The following is a 13626-nucleotide window of genomic DNA, read 5'->3' on the forward strand; positions in this document are numbered from 1 at the left end:
GGACGCCTTCGGGATCCCGCCGAGGATGGAGGCCCATCACAAGGTCGAGGCCTACCTCGACCGCGCCCCGGCGCAGGCGGTGAAGGACGCGATCCGGCTCGCGTGGATGTTCCAGCGCGGCGACTGACCCGCTCCGGCCGCCGGCCGGCCTTACTCCGGCTTGCGCCACACGGACACGTGGCTGGCCGAATCGCTGGTGAGCTCGGAGCGATCCCAGCCGGCGTACCTCGCCTCCAGCGCCATTCCGGCCAGCCTGGCCATCAGGTCGAGCTCGGAGGGCCACACGAACCGGAAGTTGTGCTGCCCATAGCGGAACCGACCGTCGGCCTCGCGGGTGTAGTGATGTGAGATCGCGTCCTGGCTGATCAGGTCGTAGGTGTCGAAGCCGAGGTGCGAGCCGGACACGTCGAACGGGATCGCCGGGCTCCCCGGAGGCAGCAGCCGCAGCCTGGGCACCCCGACCTCGACCACGAAGCGACCACCGGGCGCCAGATGGCGAGCGGCATTGGCGAAGCAGGCGACCTGCTCCTCCTGCGTACGCAGGTTCCCGATGGTGTTATAGACCAGATAGACCAAGCCGTACGTCCCCACCCCAGGCGCCTCGGCCGAGGCCATGTCGCCGACCACCACCGGGATGGTGGTCTCGTCGGCCTTGCGCCGGAGCACGTCGACCATCGGCTGGGAGAGCTCGATCCCGGTGACAGGTACGCCCAGCTCTCGAAGAGGGACGCCGATACGCCCGGTGCCGATCGCCAGCTCGAGGGCCGAGCCGCCATCGGCGACCGAGGCGAGGAACCCGGCCACCGGCCCGGTCACATCGGGGGAGTTCACCCAGTCCTCGGGGTCGTCGTAGCGCTCGGCGTCGTCCCGGGTCCACAGATCGCTGCTGGTCATGTCATCGACCCTGCCCGTCGGAGCACCCGGATAGCGAACGATTTATCGCCGGGGTCCGCCGGCGATCTCCGGATTCGGGCGTGGGGCGCTGGCCCGAACGCAGCGAAGCCGGGATAGTGACCCGCGTCACTCTTCCCCCACACTTATCTCGAGGAGCCCGAAGATGGCAGACCCAGCCGCCAGTCCCGCGCCGTCACGCAAGCGGGACCGGACCCACTATCTCTACCTGGCCGTCATCGCCGCGGTGATCCTCGGCATCATCGTCGGGATGCTGTTTCCCAGCTTCGCCGTACAGCTGAAGCCGATCGGTACCGCGTTCGTCAATCTGATCAAGATGATGATCCAGCCGATCATCTTCTGCACCCTGGTGATCGGGGTCGGCTCGGTGGCCAGCGCCGCGAAGGTCGGCAAGGTCGGCGGCCTCGCGTTGCTGTACTTCATCGTGATGTCGACCGTCGCGCTCGGCATCGGCATGGTCGTCGGCAACGTGATCGACCCGGGCAGCGGCCTCCAGATCAATGCTGACTCCTCCCAGGCCGGTCAGGATGCCGCGGCGGAGGGACATGCGAGCACGACCGACTTCCTGCTCGGCATCATCCCGACCTCGCTGTTCTCCTCGCTCACCTCCGGTGAGGTGCTGCAGACGCTGCTGGTCGCGCTGCTGATCGGGTTCGCGCTGCAGCGGATGGGCCAAGCCGGAGCACCGATCCTGAACGTCATCGTCTGGGCCCAGAAGCTCATCTTCCGCGTGCTCGCGATGATCATGTGGGCCGCCCCGATCGGTGCCTTCGGTGCGATCGCCGGCGTCGTGGGGGAGACGGGCATCGACGCACTGAAGAGCCTGGCGGTCATCATGATCGCCTTCTATATCACCTGCTTCCTCTTCGTCTTCGTCGTCCTCGGCACGATCCTCAAGCTCGCCACCGGTGTGAACCTGTTCAAGCTGCTGCGCTATCTCGCCCGTGAGTTCCTGCTGATCCTCTCGACCTCCTCGTCCGAGTCGGCCCTGCCGCGTCTGATCGCGAAGATGGAGCACGCCGGTGTACAGCAGGCCACCGTCGGTGTCGTGGTTCCGACCGGCTACTCGTTCAACCTCGACGGCACCGCGATCTACCTGACGATGGCCTCGATCTTCATCGCCGACGCGATGGGCGACCCGCTCAGCATCGGCGAGCAGATCAGCCTGCTGCTGTTCATGATGATCGCCTCCAAGGGTGCCGCCGGGGTCACCGGCGCAGGTCTGGCCACGCTCGCCGGTGGTCTGCAGTCGCACCGTCCGGAGATGGTCGATGGTGTCGGCCTGATCGTCGGGATCGACCGGTTCATGTCCGAGGCGCGCGCGTTGACCAACTTCGCGGGCAACTCGGTCGCGACCGTGCTGGTCGGGCATTGGACCAAGACGATCGACCGGGACCAGCTCGACCGTGTCCTGGATCGGCAGGATCCGTTCGACGAGACCACGATGGTCGACGACCACGCCGCCCCGCCGCCACCCGCGGACGGCGAGAAGGCACCGGCCCAGTAGCGCCGCCCCTGCGCACACTAGCCCCAGGAGTAGCTGACCTCGGGCCGGCCGCCGCTGGGTCCGTATCGGACCCCGCGCGCGGCCAGGCCCGTGTCGGCAAGGTGCTCGAGGTAGCGCCGCGCCGTCACACGCGACGCACCGACCACGGCAGCGACCTCGCTCGCCGACAGGTCATGGTCGGCACCGCGAAGCGCGGCCGTCACGGCCTGCAGCGTCTCCGGGCTCATGCCCTTGGGCAACGGTGCGCTCCCGGACGGGCGCAACGAGCCCAGGAGCTGGTCGACCTCGTGCTGGACGACCTCCTCGGGAGCCGCGTCCAGCCGGGCGCGGTAGTCGGCGTACTGCTCGAGCTTGTCCCGGAAGGTCGCGAACGTGAACGGCTTGAGCAGATACAGCACCACTCCCTGTCCGACGGCCTGCCGTACGACCCGGGTGTCCCGCGCCGCCGTCACCGCGATCACGTCGCACAGGTGTCCGGCAGCACGCAGCCCGCCGAGGAGCCCGAGCCCGTGCCCGTCGGGAAGATTCATGTCGAGCAGGACGAGGTCGACCGGGGCGCCGGTCTCGCGGGCCAGGTCGAGCGCGCGGCCCGCATCCCGCGCGGACCGCGCGATCCCGGCGAGGACGAAGCCCGAGACCCGGTCGACGTACGCCGCGTGGGCCTCCGCCGCAAGCTCCTCGTCCTCGACGACCAGCACCCGAACACTCATGCCCCCGCCTCCACATGCGTGAGGAGCGTGACGGTGAACTCGGCGCCGCCGAGGTGGGAGCGGCCGACGCCGACCTCGCCGCCGTGACGTCGGGCGACCTGACTGACCAGCGCGAGACCCAGGCCACGGCCGGTGCCGGGCTCGGCCTTCGTGGTCCACCCGCGATCGAGCACGCGCGCCGAGTCGGCCGGGTCCAGGCCCGGGCCGCTGTCGCCTACGCGGAGCGTGACCGCCTCGTCGTCGCCGGTGAGGTCGACCTCGACCTGGCGGGCATCGGCATCCGCGACGGCGTCGAAGGCGTTGTCGACCAGGTTGCCCAGCACGGTGACCAGGTCACGGGGCGTGACGCCGGTGCCCGGCGGCAGCTCGCCCTCGATGTGCAGCTCGATGCCCCGTTCGGCCGCCTCGGCGGACTTTCCGAGCAGGTGCGCCGCGACGACCGGATCCTCGACCGCGCCGACCACCTGGTCGGTGAGGAGCTGGGCGACCCGCAGCTCCTCGGTGGCGAACGTCACCGCGTCCTCCGCCCGGCCGAGCTCGATGAGCGAGACCACCGTGTGCAGGCGGTTGGCCGACTCATGGTTCTGCGATCGAAGCGACTCGGTGAGGCGGCGTACGACCTCGAGCTCGCCGGTCACTGAGCGCAGCTCGGTGTGGTCGCGCAGGGTCACGACAGAGCCGACGTCGCGGCCGTCCCACCGGGCCGGTGCCGACGAGACCACGAGGATCCGCTCGCCGGCGAGATAGAGATCGTCGGACTCGGCGGTATGGCCGCGGGTGGCGGCGACCAGGCCGGGAGGCAGGTCGAGGTCCTCGATCCTGGTGCCCACCACGTCGTCGGGGAGTGCCAGCAGGCGGCGAGCCTCGTCGTTGACCAGCTGGACGCGGCCCTCACCGTCGAGCAGCAGCAGGCCCTCGCGGACCGAGTGGAGGACGGCCGAGTAGTACTCGTACATCCGGGCCAGCTCGTGCTCGCCCAGGCCGTGGGTCAGCCGGTGCAGGCGCCGGCTCAGCAGCCAGGCGCCGGCCAGCCCGACGCCCAGCACCAGGCCGCCGAACAGGACCACGATCCCGACGTCGCGCATCAGCCCGCGGTTGATGTCGCTGACCGTGATGCCGACGGAGACCAGGGCCACGACCTGCCCGCCGTCCTCGACGGGCACCACCGAGCGGACCGAGGGCCCGAGCGTTCCGGTGTACTGCTGGGTGAAGACCTCACCGTCGGGTGCGCGGCCGAGGTCGCCGACGAACCTGCCGCCTATCCGGCTCGGGTCGGTGTGCGTGTAGCGGGTGCGGTCGAGCCCCATCACCACGACGAAGTCGGTGTCGGTGTCGCGGCGTACCTCCTCGGCCCACGGCTGGAGGGTCGCTGTCGGGTCGGCGCTGCGCAGCGCGTCGCGGGTGGTGGGGGAGTCCGCGACGGTCTGGGCCACCGCCACCGAACGCTGGGTGGCGCGGCTGCGCGAGTCTCGCCGGGCGTCGTAGGACGCCATCAGGATGCCCGTCACGACGAGCAGCAGCACCGTGCCGAGCTGCAGGAGCAGCACCTGACGCGCCACCGAACGGTCGCGGGACCCGCGAGACGCGCGGGATCGGGGGAGTCGGAGACGGGGCACCTCCTCATTCTCACCCACCCTGGCGGACCGATGTGACGCAGGCCACGAACACAACGAACACAACGGTGACGGTCGTCACTCCGTGCCCGATAGTTGCCGAGGATGCCCCAGGCGGGCACCGGACACACACCGGACCAGGAGGAACGATGAGTACGACAACCCCCGCACCGCCACCGAAGAAGGACCGGACCCACTATCTCTACATAGCCGTCATCGCCGCGGTGATCCTCGGCATCTTGGTCGGGTTGATTGCCCCGGGTTTCGCGGTCGAGCTGAAGCCGATCGGTACCGCGTTCGTCAACCTGATCAAGATGATGATCCAGCCGATCATCTTCTGCACCCTGGTGATCGGGGTCGGCTCGGTGGCCAGCGCCGCGAAGGTCGGCAAGGTCGGCGGGCTGGCGTTGCTGTACTTCATCGTGATGTCGACGGTCGCCCTGGGCATCGGCATGGTCGTGGGCAACGTGATCGACCCGGGCAGCGGTCTCCAGATCAACCCCGACTCGTCGCAGGCCGGTCAGGATGCGGCCGCTGAGGGACACGGGAGCACGACCGAGTTCCTGCTCGGGATCATCCCGACCTCGTTGTTCTCCTCGCTGACCTCCGGTGAGGTGCTGCAGACGCTGCTGGTCGCGCTGCTGTTCGGGTTCGCGTTGCAGCGGATGGGTCGGGCCGGTGCGCCGATCCTGAACGTGATCGTGTGGGCCCAGAAGCTCGTCTTCCGGGTGCTCGCGATGATCATGTGGGCGGCTCCGATCGGTGCGTTCGGGGCGATCGCCGGTGTCGTGGGGGAGACCGGCATCGATGCCCTGAAGAGCCTGGCGGTGATCATGATCGCCTTCTACATCACCTGCGCCCTCTTCGTCTTCGTGGTTCTCGGCGCGATCCTGTGGCTGTCCACGGGCGTGAACCTGTTCAAGCTGCTGCGCTATCTGGCGCGTGAGTTCCTGTTGATCCTCTCGACCTCGTCATCCGAGTCGGCGCTGCCGCGTCTGATCGCGAAGATGGAGCACGCCGGCGTACAGCAGGCGACGGTCGGCGTGGTGGTTCCGACGGGTTACTCGTTCAACCTGGATGGCACCGCGATCTACCTGACGATGGCCTCGATCTTCATCGCCGACGCGATGGGTGACCCGCTGAGCATCGGTGAGCAGGTCGGTCTGCTGCTGTTCATGATGATCGCCTCCAAGGGTGCTGCCGGCGTCACCGGTGCCGGTCTGGCCACGCTCGCCGGTGGTCTGCAGTCGCACCGTCCGGAGATGGTCGACGGTGTCGGCCTGATCGTCGGGATCGACCGGTTCATGTCCGAGGCGCGCGCGTTGACCAACTTCGCTGGCAACTCGGTCGCGACCGTGCTGGTCGGGCATTGGACCAAGACGATCGACCGGGACCAGCTCGACCGGGTCCTGGACGGCAACGACCCGTTCGACGAGACGGCCATGGTCGATGACCATGCCGCCCCGCCGCCCGCGGCGGAAGACGAGAAGGCGCTCGTCTAGAACCGAGCCCAGAGGCCGTACGCAGCACACCGAGGTGCCGCGTACGGCCTCTGTTCTATGGCGGTCTATCGGTTGCGGTAGAGGATGCGCGCGAGCTGGAACGGCGCGACCCGCCAGGAACCGATCGGCTCGTCGTCGAGCCCGATCCTGCCCAGCGCGGCGATGATCCACGACAGCGCCAGACAGCCGATGCCCGCGACCGTCCAGATCCCGACCGAGCGCCAGGTCATGTCGTCGCCGAAGGCCCGGAAGACGCCGACCACGGCACCGACCAGCGCGAGCGCGCCGATCAGCCAGAAGAGCAGCGCGCAGATGACGGCCGCCAACCGGCCGGCCACGGCCAGCGGGTCGCGGGGTGCCCGGTCACGGGGCCGGGAGCGGTGAGGACGGGGATAGTTCATTTGGGCGACGATTCTGGCCTACCTGGGCCGTTGGAGTCACACCGGGTTGGCGGGTCTCCATGGCACGTATGCGTGTGAACGGTATGGTCCTGCGCATTCTCGGGTAAATGTTCGACAACTTGCCCGGGACACCGGTGCACCGTAGCGACTAATGTTACGGAGATCACATAACGAGGCGCTGCCTCGTGGACCCCGACGCGGGCTGCGTGGCACGACTCCGTGGATCAACGACGATGGAGGGTGCAATTCCATGCACGTGCGCAAGTGGCAAATCGGAGCAGTAGCCGCAGGTCTGCTCGCCGTGACCGGCTGTGGGGTGCCGGGCGGTGGTGGCAGCAACGATGCCGGCGACACCGAAGAGGGAGACGGCAGCATCCAGATCCTCGGTGCTGTCCCCGAGGGCGAGGCCGTCGGCCTCAACGCGGCCCTCGAGACGTTCACCAAGGAGACGGGGATCAAGGTGACCTACACCCCGTCCGCCGACTTCACCACCGAGATCCGCACCAAGGTCAACGGAAACGATGCCCCCGACATCGCGCTCTTCCCGCAGCCGGGTCTGGTCGGTGACCTGACCGAGTCGGGTGACACGCTCCCGCTCGACGACCTCATCGACGTCGGCAAGCTCGACGACACGATGATCCCGGGCCTGATGGACTCGGTGAAGATCGACGACAAGACCTACGGCGTGCCCGTCCGGGTCTCGATGAAGTCCCTGGTCTGGACACCCAAGAGCTTCGAGCAGTCCGGCTACAAGACCCCGACCACCTGGGACGAGCTGCGGACGCTCGAGGACCAGATCATCGCCAAGGGCCAGACTCCGTGGTGCTTCGGCGCCGAGGCCGGTGCCGACACCGGCTGGGTCTACACCGACTGGGTCGAGGAGATCGTCCTGCGCCAGGAGGGCCCGGAGTTCTACGACGACTGGGTCAACCACGAGGTCCCCTTCAACGACCCGAAGATCGTCGAGGCGATCGAGACCATGGGCGACATCATCAACAAGCCGAAGAACGTACGCGGCGGGGCCGACGGCACTCTGAGCCAGCCGTTCGGTGAGGCGCCGTTGCCGCTGTTCGACGAGAAGCCCGGCTGCCAGATGCACCGCCAGGCCAACTTCATCACCACCTTCTTCCCCGAAGACGTGCAGAAGGACCTGGCCGGCAACGTCGGTGTCTTCGCGCTCCCGGGCAACATGGAGGGCGGCTACGAGGGCAACCCCGTGCTCGGCGCCGGTGACATGGCGACCGCCTTCACCAACGACACCGACGTGGTCGAGCTGATGGAGTTCTTCGCGTCTCCGGACTTCGGTGCCGAGTGGGCCAAGGCCGGTGGCTGGCTCTCGCCGAGCGCCGAGTTCGACAACTCGCAGTACTCCGACCCGATGTTCGGTGAGATCGCGACCCTGCTGCAGGACGCCGACACCTTCCGCTTCGACGGCTCGGACCTGATGCCCGCCCAGGTGGGTGCCGGCACCTTCTGGAGCGAGATGAACGCCTACGTCGGAGGTGAGAAGAGCGCCCAGGAAGCTGCCGACGCGATCGAGGAGAGCTGGCGAGGATGAGCGATGACCCGTTCCTGAAGATCGTCAACGGCCTCGTCGCGATCGTTCTGGGGGTCGGTGGCACCGCTGCGCTCTACTGGGTGCTCAACTTCCTGGCAGGGCTCCTGCCGGGCAAGTGGGACAGGCGGATCAAGCCCTACATCTTCATCGGGCCGGCCATCTTGGTGGTCGCCGTCTTCCTGGTCTACCCGGCGCTGATGACGGTGATCTTCAGCTTCGCCGACGCCAACAGCATCAACTGGGTGGGCTTCCAGAACTACGTGGACCTGTTCCAGGACCAGGAGTTCCTCGGCACCCTGCTCAACAACCTGCTCTGGATCCTCATCGTCCCGGCCGGCAGCGTAGTCGTCGGCCTGCTGGTGGCGGTCCTGGCAGACCGGCTCAAGGCGCTGCCGGAGCGGATCGCGAAGTCGGTCATCTTCATGCCGATGGCGATCAGCTTCGTCGGGGCGAGCACGATCTGGGGCTTCGTCTACGCGACCAGGTTCGCGCAGGGGGAGAATCAGATCGGGCTGCTCTCGGCGATCTCGACGAGCCTCGGGTTCGAGCCCGTCGCCTGGCTGCGCATCCAGACAGGCAACCTCAACGACCTGCTGCTGATCATCATCATGGTCTGGCTGCAGGCCGGGTTCGCGATGGTGCTGCTCTCCTCGGCGATCAAGGGTGTTCCCGACGACACCGTCGAGGCCGCGCGCATCGACGGTGCCAGCGAGCTCCAGATCTTCTTCAAGGTCGTCGTGCCGCAGATCTGGCCGACGGTGATCGTGGTCTTCGTGACCATCCTCATCCTGGTGATGAAGGTCTTCGACATCGTCTACGTGATGACCGGTGGTAGATCCGGCACCTCGGTGCTGGCCAACACCTTCGTCCTCGAGCTCTTCGAGTTCGGTGACGCCGGTCGAGCGGCGGCGGTCGTGGTGGTCCTGATGGTCGCCGTGATCCCGGTGATGATCTACCAGATGCGCCAGTTCAAGAAGCAGGAGGCCCGCTGATGAGGAGCTTCACCTTGGGCAGCCTCGCTGTCCGTGTGGGCATCGTGCTGCTGTGCGTGCTCTGGTTCATCCCGACCCTCGGTCTGCTGGTCTCGTCGTTCCGCGACGAGTCGGCGGTGAAGACATCGGGCTGGTGGACGGTCATCACCGACCCGTTCTCCCAGTGGACCTTCGACAGCTATGCGCAGGTCCTCGAGAGCGGCATGGCGAACGCGTTCGTGAACTCGATCGTGGTCTCCGTCCCCGCGACGGTGCTGCCGATCATGATCGCCGCGTTCGCTGCGTACGCGTTCACGTTCATGCGGTTCCCGGGGCGCAACGTGCTGTTCATGCTGATCGTCGGGTTGCTGGTCGTGCCTCTGCAGGTGGCCTTCGTGCCGCTGCTCAGCCTGTTCGGGGACTATGACCTCAACGGCACCTTCCTCGCGGTGTGGCTGGCTCACACCGGGTTCGGGATGCCGCTGGCGGTCTACATCCTGCGCAACTACATGTCGAGTCTGCCGCACGAGATCATCGAGTCGGCCGAGATCGACGGGGCCTCTCACTTCCAGACCTTCTGGAAGCTGATCGTGCCGATGTCGGTGCCCGCGCTGGCCGCGTTCGCGATCTTCCAGTTCCTCTGGGTCTGGAACGACCTTCTCGTCGCGCTGATCTTCCTCGGCGCCGGCGACAACGAGGTCGTCACGATCACCTTGCGTGACCTGATCGGTGACCGTGGGCAGGAGTGGCACCTGCTCACCGCGGGTGCGTTCATCACGATGACGGTGCCGCTGCTGGTGTTCTTCTCGCTGCAGCGCTACTTCGTCCGCGGGCTCACGGCGGGGTCTGTGAAGGGCTGACCAGAAGAGAGTCCGTACGTGGCGGACGCCCTGTCCTCGGACAGGGCGCCCGTTCGTCACGGACTGGGGGTTGCGCGGTCCAGGACCGCTCTCTGGTCGCCGCCCGAGAGCATGCCGTACGTCCCGCCGTGGCCGCCCAGGCGGCTGGCGCAGAAGATGTCGGCCACCTCGTCGGGGCTGTTCTGGATCAGGAGGCTGCCCTGGAGGAGGGTGGCCATGCTGCCGGCCAGGCGCCTGGCCGAGCGCTCCAGCTCCTCGGGGCTGGCCATGGACTCGCCCAGGAGGGCGAGGGTGGTGTCGACGGCCCGGTCGTAACGCTTGTCGGCGCCCTTGGCCCTACCGACCTCGGTGATCCAGGCATCCAGGACCTCGGGCTCGCGCTGGATGGCGCGCAGGACGTCGAGGGCGTTGACGTTGCCGGAGCCCTCCCAGACCGAGTTGAGCGGGGACTCGCGGAAGAGCAACGGCATCACCGAATCCTCGACGTAGCCGTTGCCGCCCAGGCACTCCAGCGCCTCCGCGACCATCGCCGGGGTGCGCTTGCAGACCCAGAACTTCGCCAGCGGGAGGCCGATCCGGCGCAGGGCCCGCTCGTGCTCGTCGTCGGGCCGGTCGACCGCCGCGGCCAGGCGCATCCCGAGCGCGGTGGCCGCCTCGGACTCGACGGCCAGATCGGCGATGACGTTCTGCATCAGGGGCTTGTCGGCCAGGACACCGCCGAAGGCGGAGCGGTGGGCGACGTGCCAGCCGGCCTCGGCCACGGCCCGCCGCATCAGGGAGGCGGAGCCCAGCACGCAGTCGAGGCGGGTGGCAGCGACCATGTCGATGATGGTGCGTACGCCGCGCCCCTCCTCACCCAGGCGGTAGGCCGTCGTGCCGCGGAACTCCAGCTCGGAGCTCGCGTTGGACCGGTTGCCGAGCTTGTCCTTGAGCCGAACCACGTCCAGCCGGTTCCGCTCGCCCGAGGGCAGGACGCGGGGGAGGAGGAAGCAGGTCAGGCCGTGGGGCGCTTGGGCGAGGACGAGGAAGACGTCGTTCATCGGGGCCGAGGTGAACCACTTGTGCCCGTGCAGCTCGTAGACGTCGGCGTCGACGGGGTGCGCCTCGGTGATGTTCTGGCGTACGTCGGAGCCGCCCTGCTTCTCGGTCATCCCCATCCCCGCCAGCGCGCCGAGCTTCTCGGCAGGATCCCGGACGCCGAAGTCGTAGGTCGTGGAGGCGAGCCTCGGCACCCACTGCTCCGCGAGCGGCTCGCTGGCCCGCAGCGCAGGGACCGCTGCGTACGTCATCGAGATCGGGCACATGTGGCCGGGCTCGGTCTGGGACCACGCGAAGAAGCCGGCGGCGCGGCGTACGTGGGCATGCTCGCCCTCTGCGGAGTCCTTCTCGGCCAGAGCCCAGGGCGCGGCGGCCAGGCCGTGGCCGACCGCCTTCTCCATCAGCCAGTGCCAGGAGGGATGGAAGGTGACCTCGTCCACGCGGTTGCCGTAGCGGTCGTAGGGGACCAGCTCGGGGTGGAACCGGTTGGCCAGGCGGCCGTGCTCCTGCGCCTCCGCGCTGCCGGCCTCCGCACCCAGCGTGGCGAGGGACTCGAGGGTCTCCTCGTCGGCGTGGCACAGAACGGCGGCGGCCAGCGCCGCGTCGCCGGTGACCACGTTGTGGCCGGCGAGCGGGGGAGCCTGGTTCGTGACACGGCGGATGTCGGGGGCACTCATACAGGAGACGATAGAGGTTGGGCTATAGGGTCGGTTCGTGTCCGAGACGAGCGCGTACGCCCCGAAGTGGGCTGATGCCGGGCAGGTCTCGCTTCCGGAGACCGTGCGGTCGCCGTGGTGGCAGCTCGGCCGCCGGCTGCTGGCCGCGCTGGCGATCCTGGTCGGCACCGTTCTGCTGGTCTATCTCGACCGCGATGCGTACGCCGACAACAACGACCCCACCGGCGCGATCAGCCTGATGGACGCGATCTACTACACGACGGTGACGCTGAGCACGACGGGATACGGCGATATCGCGCCGGTCGAGGCACACGCCCGGATGATCAACGCGTTCATCATCACGCCGGCTCGCATCGCGTTCCTGGTGCTGCTGATCGGCACCACCCTCGAGGTTCTGACCAAGCAGGGCCGTGACCTCATCCGAGTCGCACGTTGGAGGAGAAGGATGGCCCAGCACATCGTCGTCGTCGGCTATGGCACCAAGGGACGCAGCGCCGTGGAGACGCTGCTCACCAGCGGTGCGGACCCCGAAGAGTTCGTCGTGGTCGACCCCGACCCGGTGGCGCGCTCCGATGCCCACTCCGACGGGCTCGCGGTGGTCACCGGCGACGCGACCCGACGGGACGTGCTGATGCGTGCCGGGGTCAAGGACGCCGAGCAGGTCATCATCACCACGAACCGTGACGACTCCAACGTGCTCACGATCTTGACGGTGCGCCAGGTCAACCCCGAGGCGTGGATCGTCGCAGCTGCCCGCGAGCGGGAGAACGCGCCGCTGATGAAGCAGTCCGGCGCCGACTCGGTGATCACCTCCGCCGACGCGGTGGGCCGGCTGATGGGTCTGTCCACCATCTCGCCGACCCTGGGATCGGTCATGGAGGACCTGCTCAACTCCGGCACCGGGCTGGAGGTGGCCGAGCGCGACCTGCTGGTCAACGAGGTCGGCAAGCAGCCCCAGCTGCTCGCGGACCAGGTGATCGCGGTCGTACGCGACGAGAAGGTCTTCCGCTACTTCGACCCGGTCGTCGGCACGCTCTCGCGTGGGGACCGGCTGGTCGTCGTACGTGCCGCGAAGGAGCTGCCCTGGGCGCCGCGTCCGGGGACGCACGGCGAGGAAGCCGCGGAGTAGCCGTCCCGAAATAGAAGTTAGCCGCTGGAGTCTCGGGTCACCAGCGGCTAACAAGAAGAACACTAACCGACGATCCGGTGATCATCAAAGAGTTGCGCTGCGCTTTTATGAAGATGGCCCGAACGGGCTATGCGGGGTAGTTCTAGCCGATGGAGTGGACGCGCGGGATGGCAGCGGTTTCGGCGGTGCGCGGTATGCCTGGGATGATGTACGCATGACCGAGGCGCCCCACAGCCCCGGGTCTGCCGACGAGCAGCCGGGCCTGTCCCAGAACGAGACGAGACTGCTCGACTTCGAGCGTTCCTGGTGGTCGTCCGGCACCGGCCGTGACGAGGCGGTCCGCGACCAGCTGGGGATGAGTGCGGCCGAGTACCACCGTGCCGTCATCGACCTGATCGACAAGCCCGAGGCGCTCGCCTACGACGGCGTCCTGGTGCGCCGGCTGCGGCGACAGCGCGACGCGCGGCGTACGCAACGCTCGAAGGGCCCCCGCCCATAGCCCCGGCGGGCTAGGCCCGATAGCCCGCTCGGATCATTTGCAGATACTTGCACTGCAAGTGCTTGCATAGTTGCGTACGTGTTGGCTACTGTTCTTCTTGTCAGCCGCTGGTGACCCGAGACGCCAGCGGCTGACTTCTGTTTTCGAGCGAGCCGTCCAGACCTCAGCCGAGAAGTCACCTCTGCAGGCCGAGAAGTCACTTCTGCAGGCCGAGAAGTCACTGGCGTGCCAACTCGGCCTGCAGAAGTG

12 protein-coding genes are annotated in these 13626 nt (G+C 67.9%); 7 read left to right on the forward strand and 5 right to left on the reverse strand.

Annotation, left to right across the window (positions count from 1 at the left end; all coding sequences use genetic code 11):
* Positions 1–150: 150 nt before the first annotated feature.
* Positions 151–894 (reverse strand): class I SAM-dependent DNA methyltransferase, encoded by a 744-nt coding sequence (locus ACRDPS_RS18540; RefSeq protein WP_431503138.1) that lies wholly within the window; start codon positions 892–894, stop codon positions 151–153.
* 163 nt (positions 895–1057) lie between these two features.
* On the opposite strand from ACRDPS_RS18540, the gene ACRDPS_RS18545 reads away from it, so the two are divergent.
* Positions 1058–2419, forward strand: a complete 1362-nt coding sequence (locus tag ACRDPS_RS18545) for a cation:dicarboxylate symporter family transporter (protein WP_431503139.1) — start codon at positions 1058–1060, stop codon at positions 2417–2419.
* Between the two features lie 17 nt (positions 2420–2436).
* Here the strand turns inward: ACRDPS_RS18545 and ACRDPS_RS18550 are convergent, their stop codons facing one another.
* On the reverse strand, positions 2437–3129 hold the full coding sequence (locus tag ACRDPS_RS18550) for a response regulator (protein WP_431503140.1): 693 nt from the start codon (positions 3127–3129) through the stop codon (positions 2437–2439).
* Positions 3126–4745 carry an ATP-binding protein gene (locus ACRDPS_RS18555; RefSeq protein ID WP_431503141.1) on the reverse strand — a complete coding sequence of 540 codons (1620 nt, stop codon included), beginning with the start codon at positions 4743–4745 and terminating at the stop codon, positions 3126–3128. The genes ACRDPS_RS18550 and ACRDPS_RS18555 overlap by 4 nt, the downstream gene beginning before the upstream one ends.
* Before the next feature lie 146 nt (positions 4746–4891).
* On the opposite strand from ACRDPS_RS18555, the gene ACRDPS_RS18560 reads away from it, so the two are divergent.
* Positions 4892–6244, forward strand: a complete 1353-nt coding sequence (locus tag ACRDPS_RS18560) for a cation:dicarboxylate symporter family transporter (protein ID WP_431503142.1) — start codon at positions 4892–4894, stop codon at positions 6242–6244.
* A gap of 65 nt (positions 6245–6309) precedes the next feature.
* Here the strand turns inward: ACRDPS_RS18560 and ACRDPS_RS18565 are convergent, their stop codons facing one another.
* The gene (locus tag ACRDPS_RS18565) at positions 6310–6645 is read right to left on the reverse strand and encodes a hypothetical protein (protein WP_431503143.1); all 336 of its coding nucleotides are present in this window, start codon (positions 6643–6645) and stop codon (positions 6310–6312) included.
* Positions 6646–6895: 250 nt separating this feature from the next.
* Between ACRDPS_RS18565 and ACRDPS_RS18570 the strand changes: the two genes are divergently transcribed.
* Genes ACRDPS_RS18570 through ACRDPS_RS18580 form a run of 3 tightly spaced genes read left to right on the forward strand, consistent with a single transcriptional unit; the run spans position 6896 to position 10034 of the window.
* A complete protein-coding gene (locus tag ACRDPS_RS18570; protein WP_431503144.1) occupies positions 6896–8203 on the forward strand; it encodes an ABC transporter substrate-binding protein in 1308 nt (435 codons plus the stop codon).
* Complete coding sequence (locus ACRDPS_RS18575) at positions 8200–9195, forward strand: carbohydrate ABC transporter permease (RefSeq protein ID WP_431503145.1); 996 nt, start codon at positions 8200–8202, stop codon at positions 9193–9195. Before ACRDPS_RS18570 ends, ACRDPS_RS18575 begins: the two co-directional genes overlap by 4 nt.
* Positions 9195–10034, forward strand: coding sequence for a carbohydrate ABC transporter permease (locus ACRDPS_RS18580; protein WP_431503146.1), 840 nt, complete (start codon positions 9195–9197; stop codon positions 10032–10034). Before ACRDPS_RS18575 ends, ACRDPS_RS18580 begins: the two co-directional genes overlap by 1 nt.
* Before the next feature lie 56 nt (positions 10035–10090).
* On the opposite strand, the gene ACRDPS_RS18585 is transcribed toward ACRDPS_RS18580, so the two are convergent.
* Positions 10091–11749 (reverse strand): acyl-CoA dehydrogenase family protein, encoded by a 1659-nt coding sequence (locus ACRDPS_RS18585; RefSeq protein WP_431503147.1) that lies wholly within the window; start codon positions 11747–11749, stop codon positions 10091–10093.
* A 37-nt stretch (positions 11750–11786) separates the two neighbouring features.
* Here ACRDPS_RS18585 and ACRDPS_RS18590 point away from each other — a divergent pair, with 37 nt between their 5' ends.
* On the forward strand, positions 11787–12878 hold the full coding sequence (locus ACRDPS_RS18590; protein WP_431503148.1) for a potassium channel family protein: 1092 nt from the start codon (positions 11787–11789) through the stop codon (positions 12876–12878).
* A 214-nt stretch (positions 12879–13092) separates the two neighbouring features.
* Positions 13093–13377: a DUF3263 domain-containing protein gene (locus ACRDPS_RS18595; protein ID WP_431503149.1), complete on the forward strand. Its 285-nt coding sequence runs from the start codon at positions 13093–13095 to the stop codon at positions 13375–13377.
* The last annotated feature ends 249 nt before the right edge of the window (positions 13378–13626 follow it).

The sequence above is a fragment of the Nocardioides sp. genome, assembly GCF_050699375.1.
Lineage (GTDB): Bacteria > Actinomycetota > Actinomycetes > Propionibacteriales > Nocardioidaceae > Nocardioides.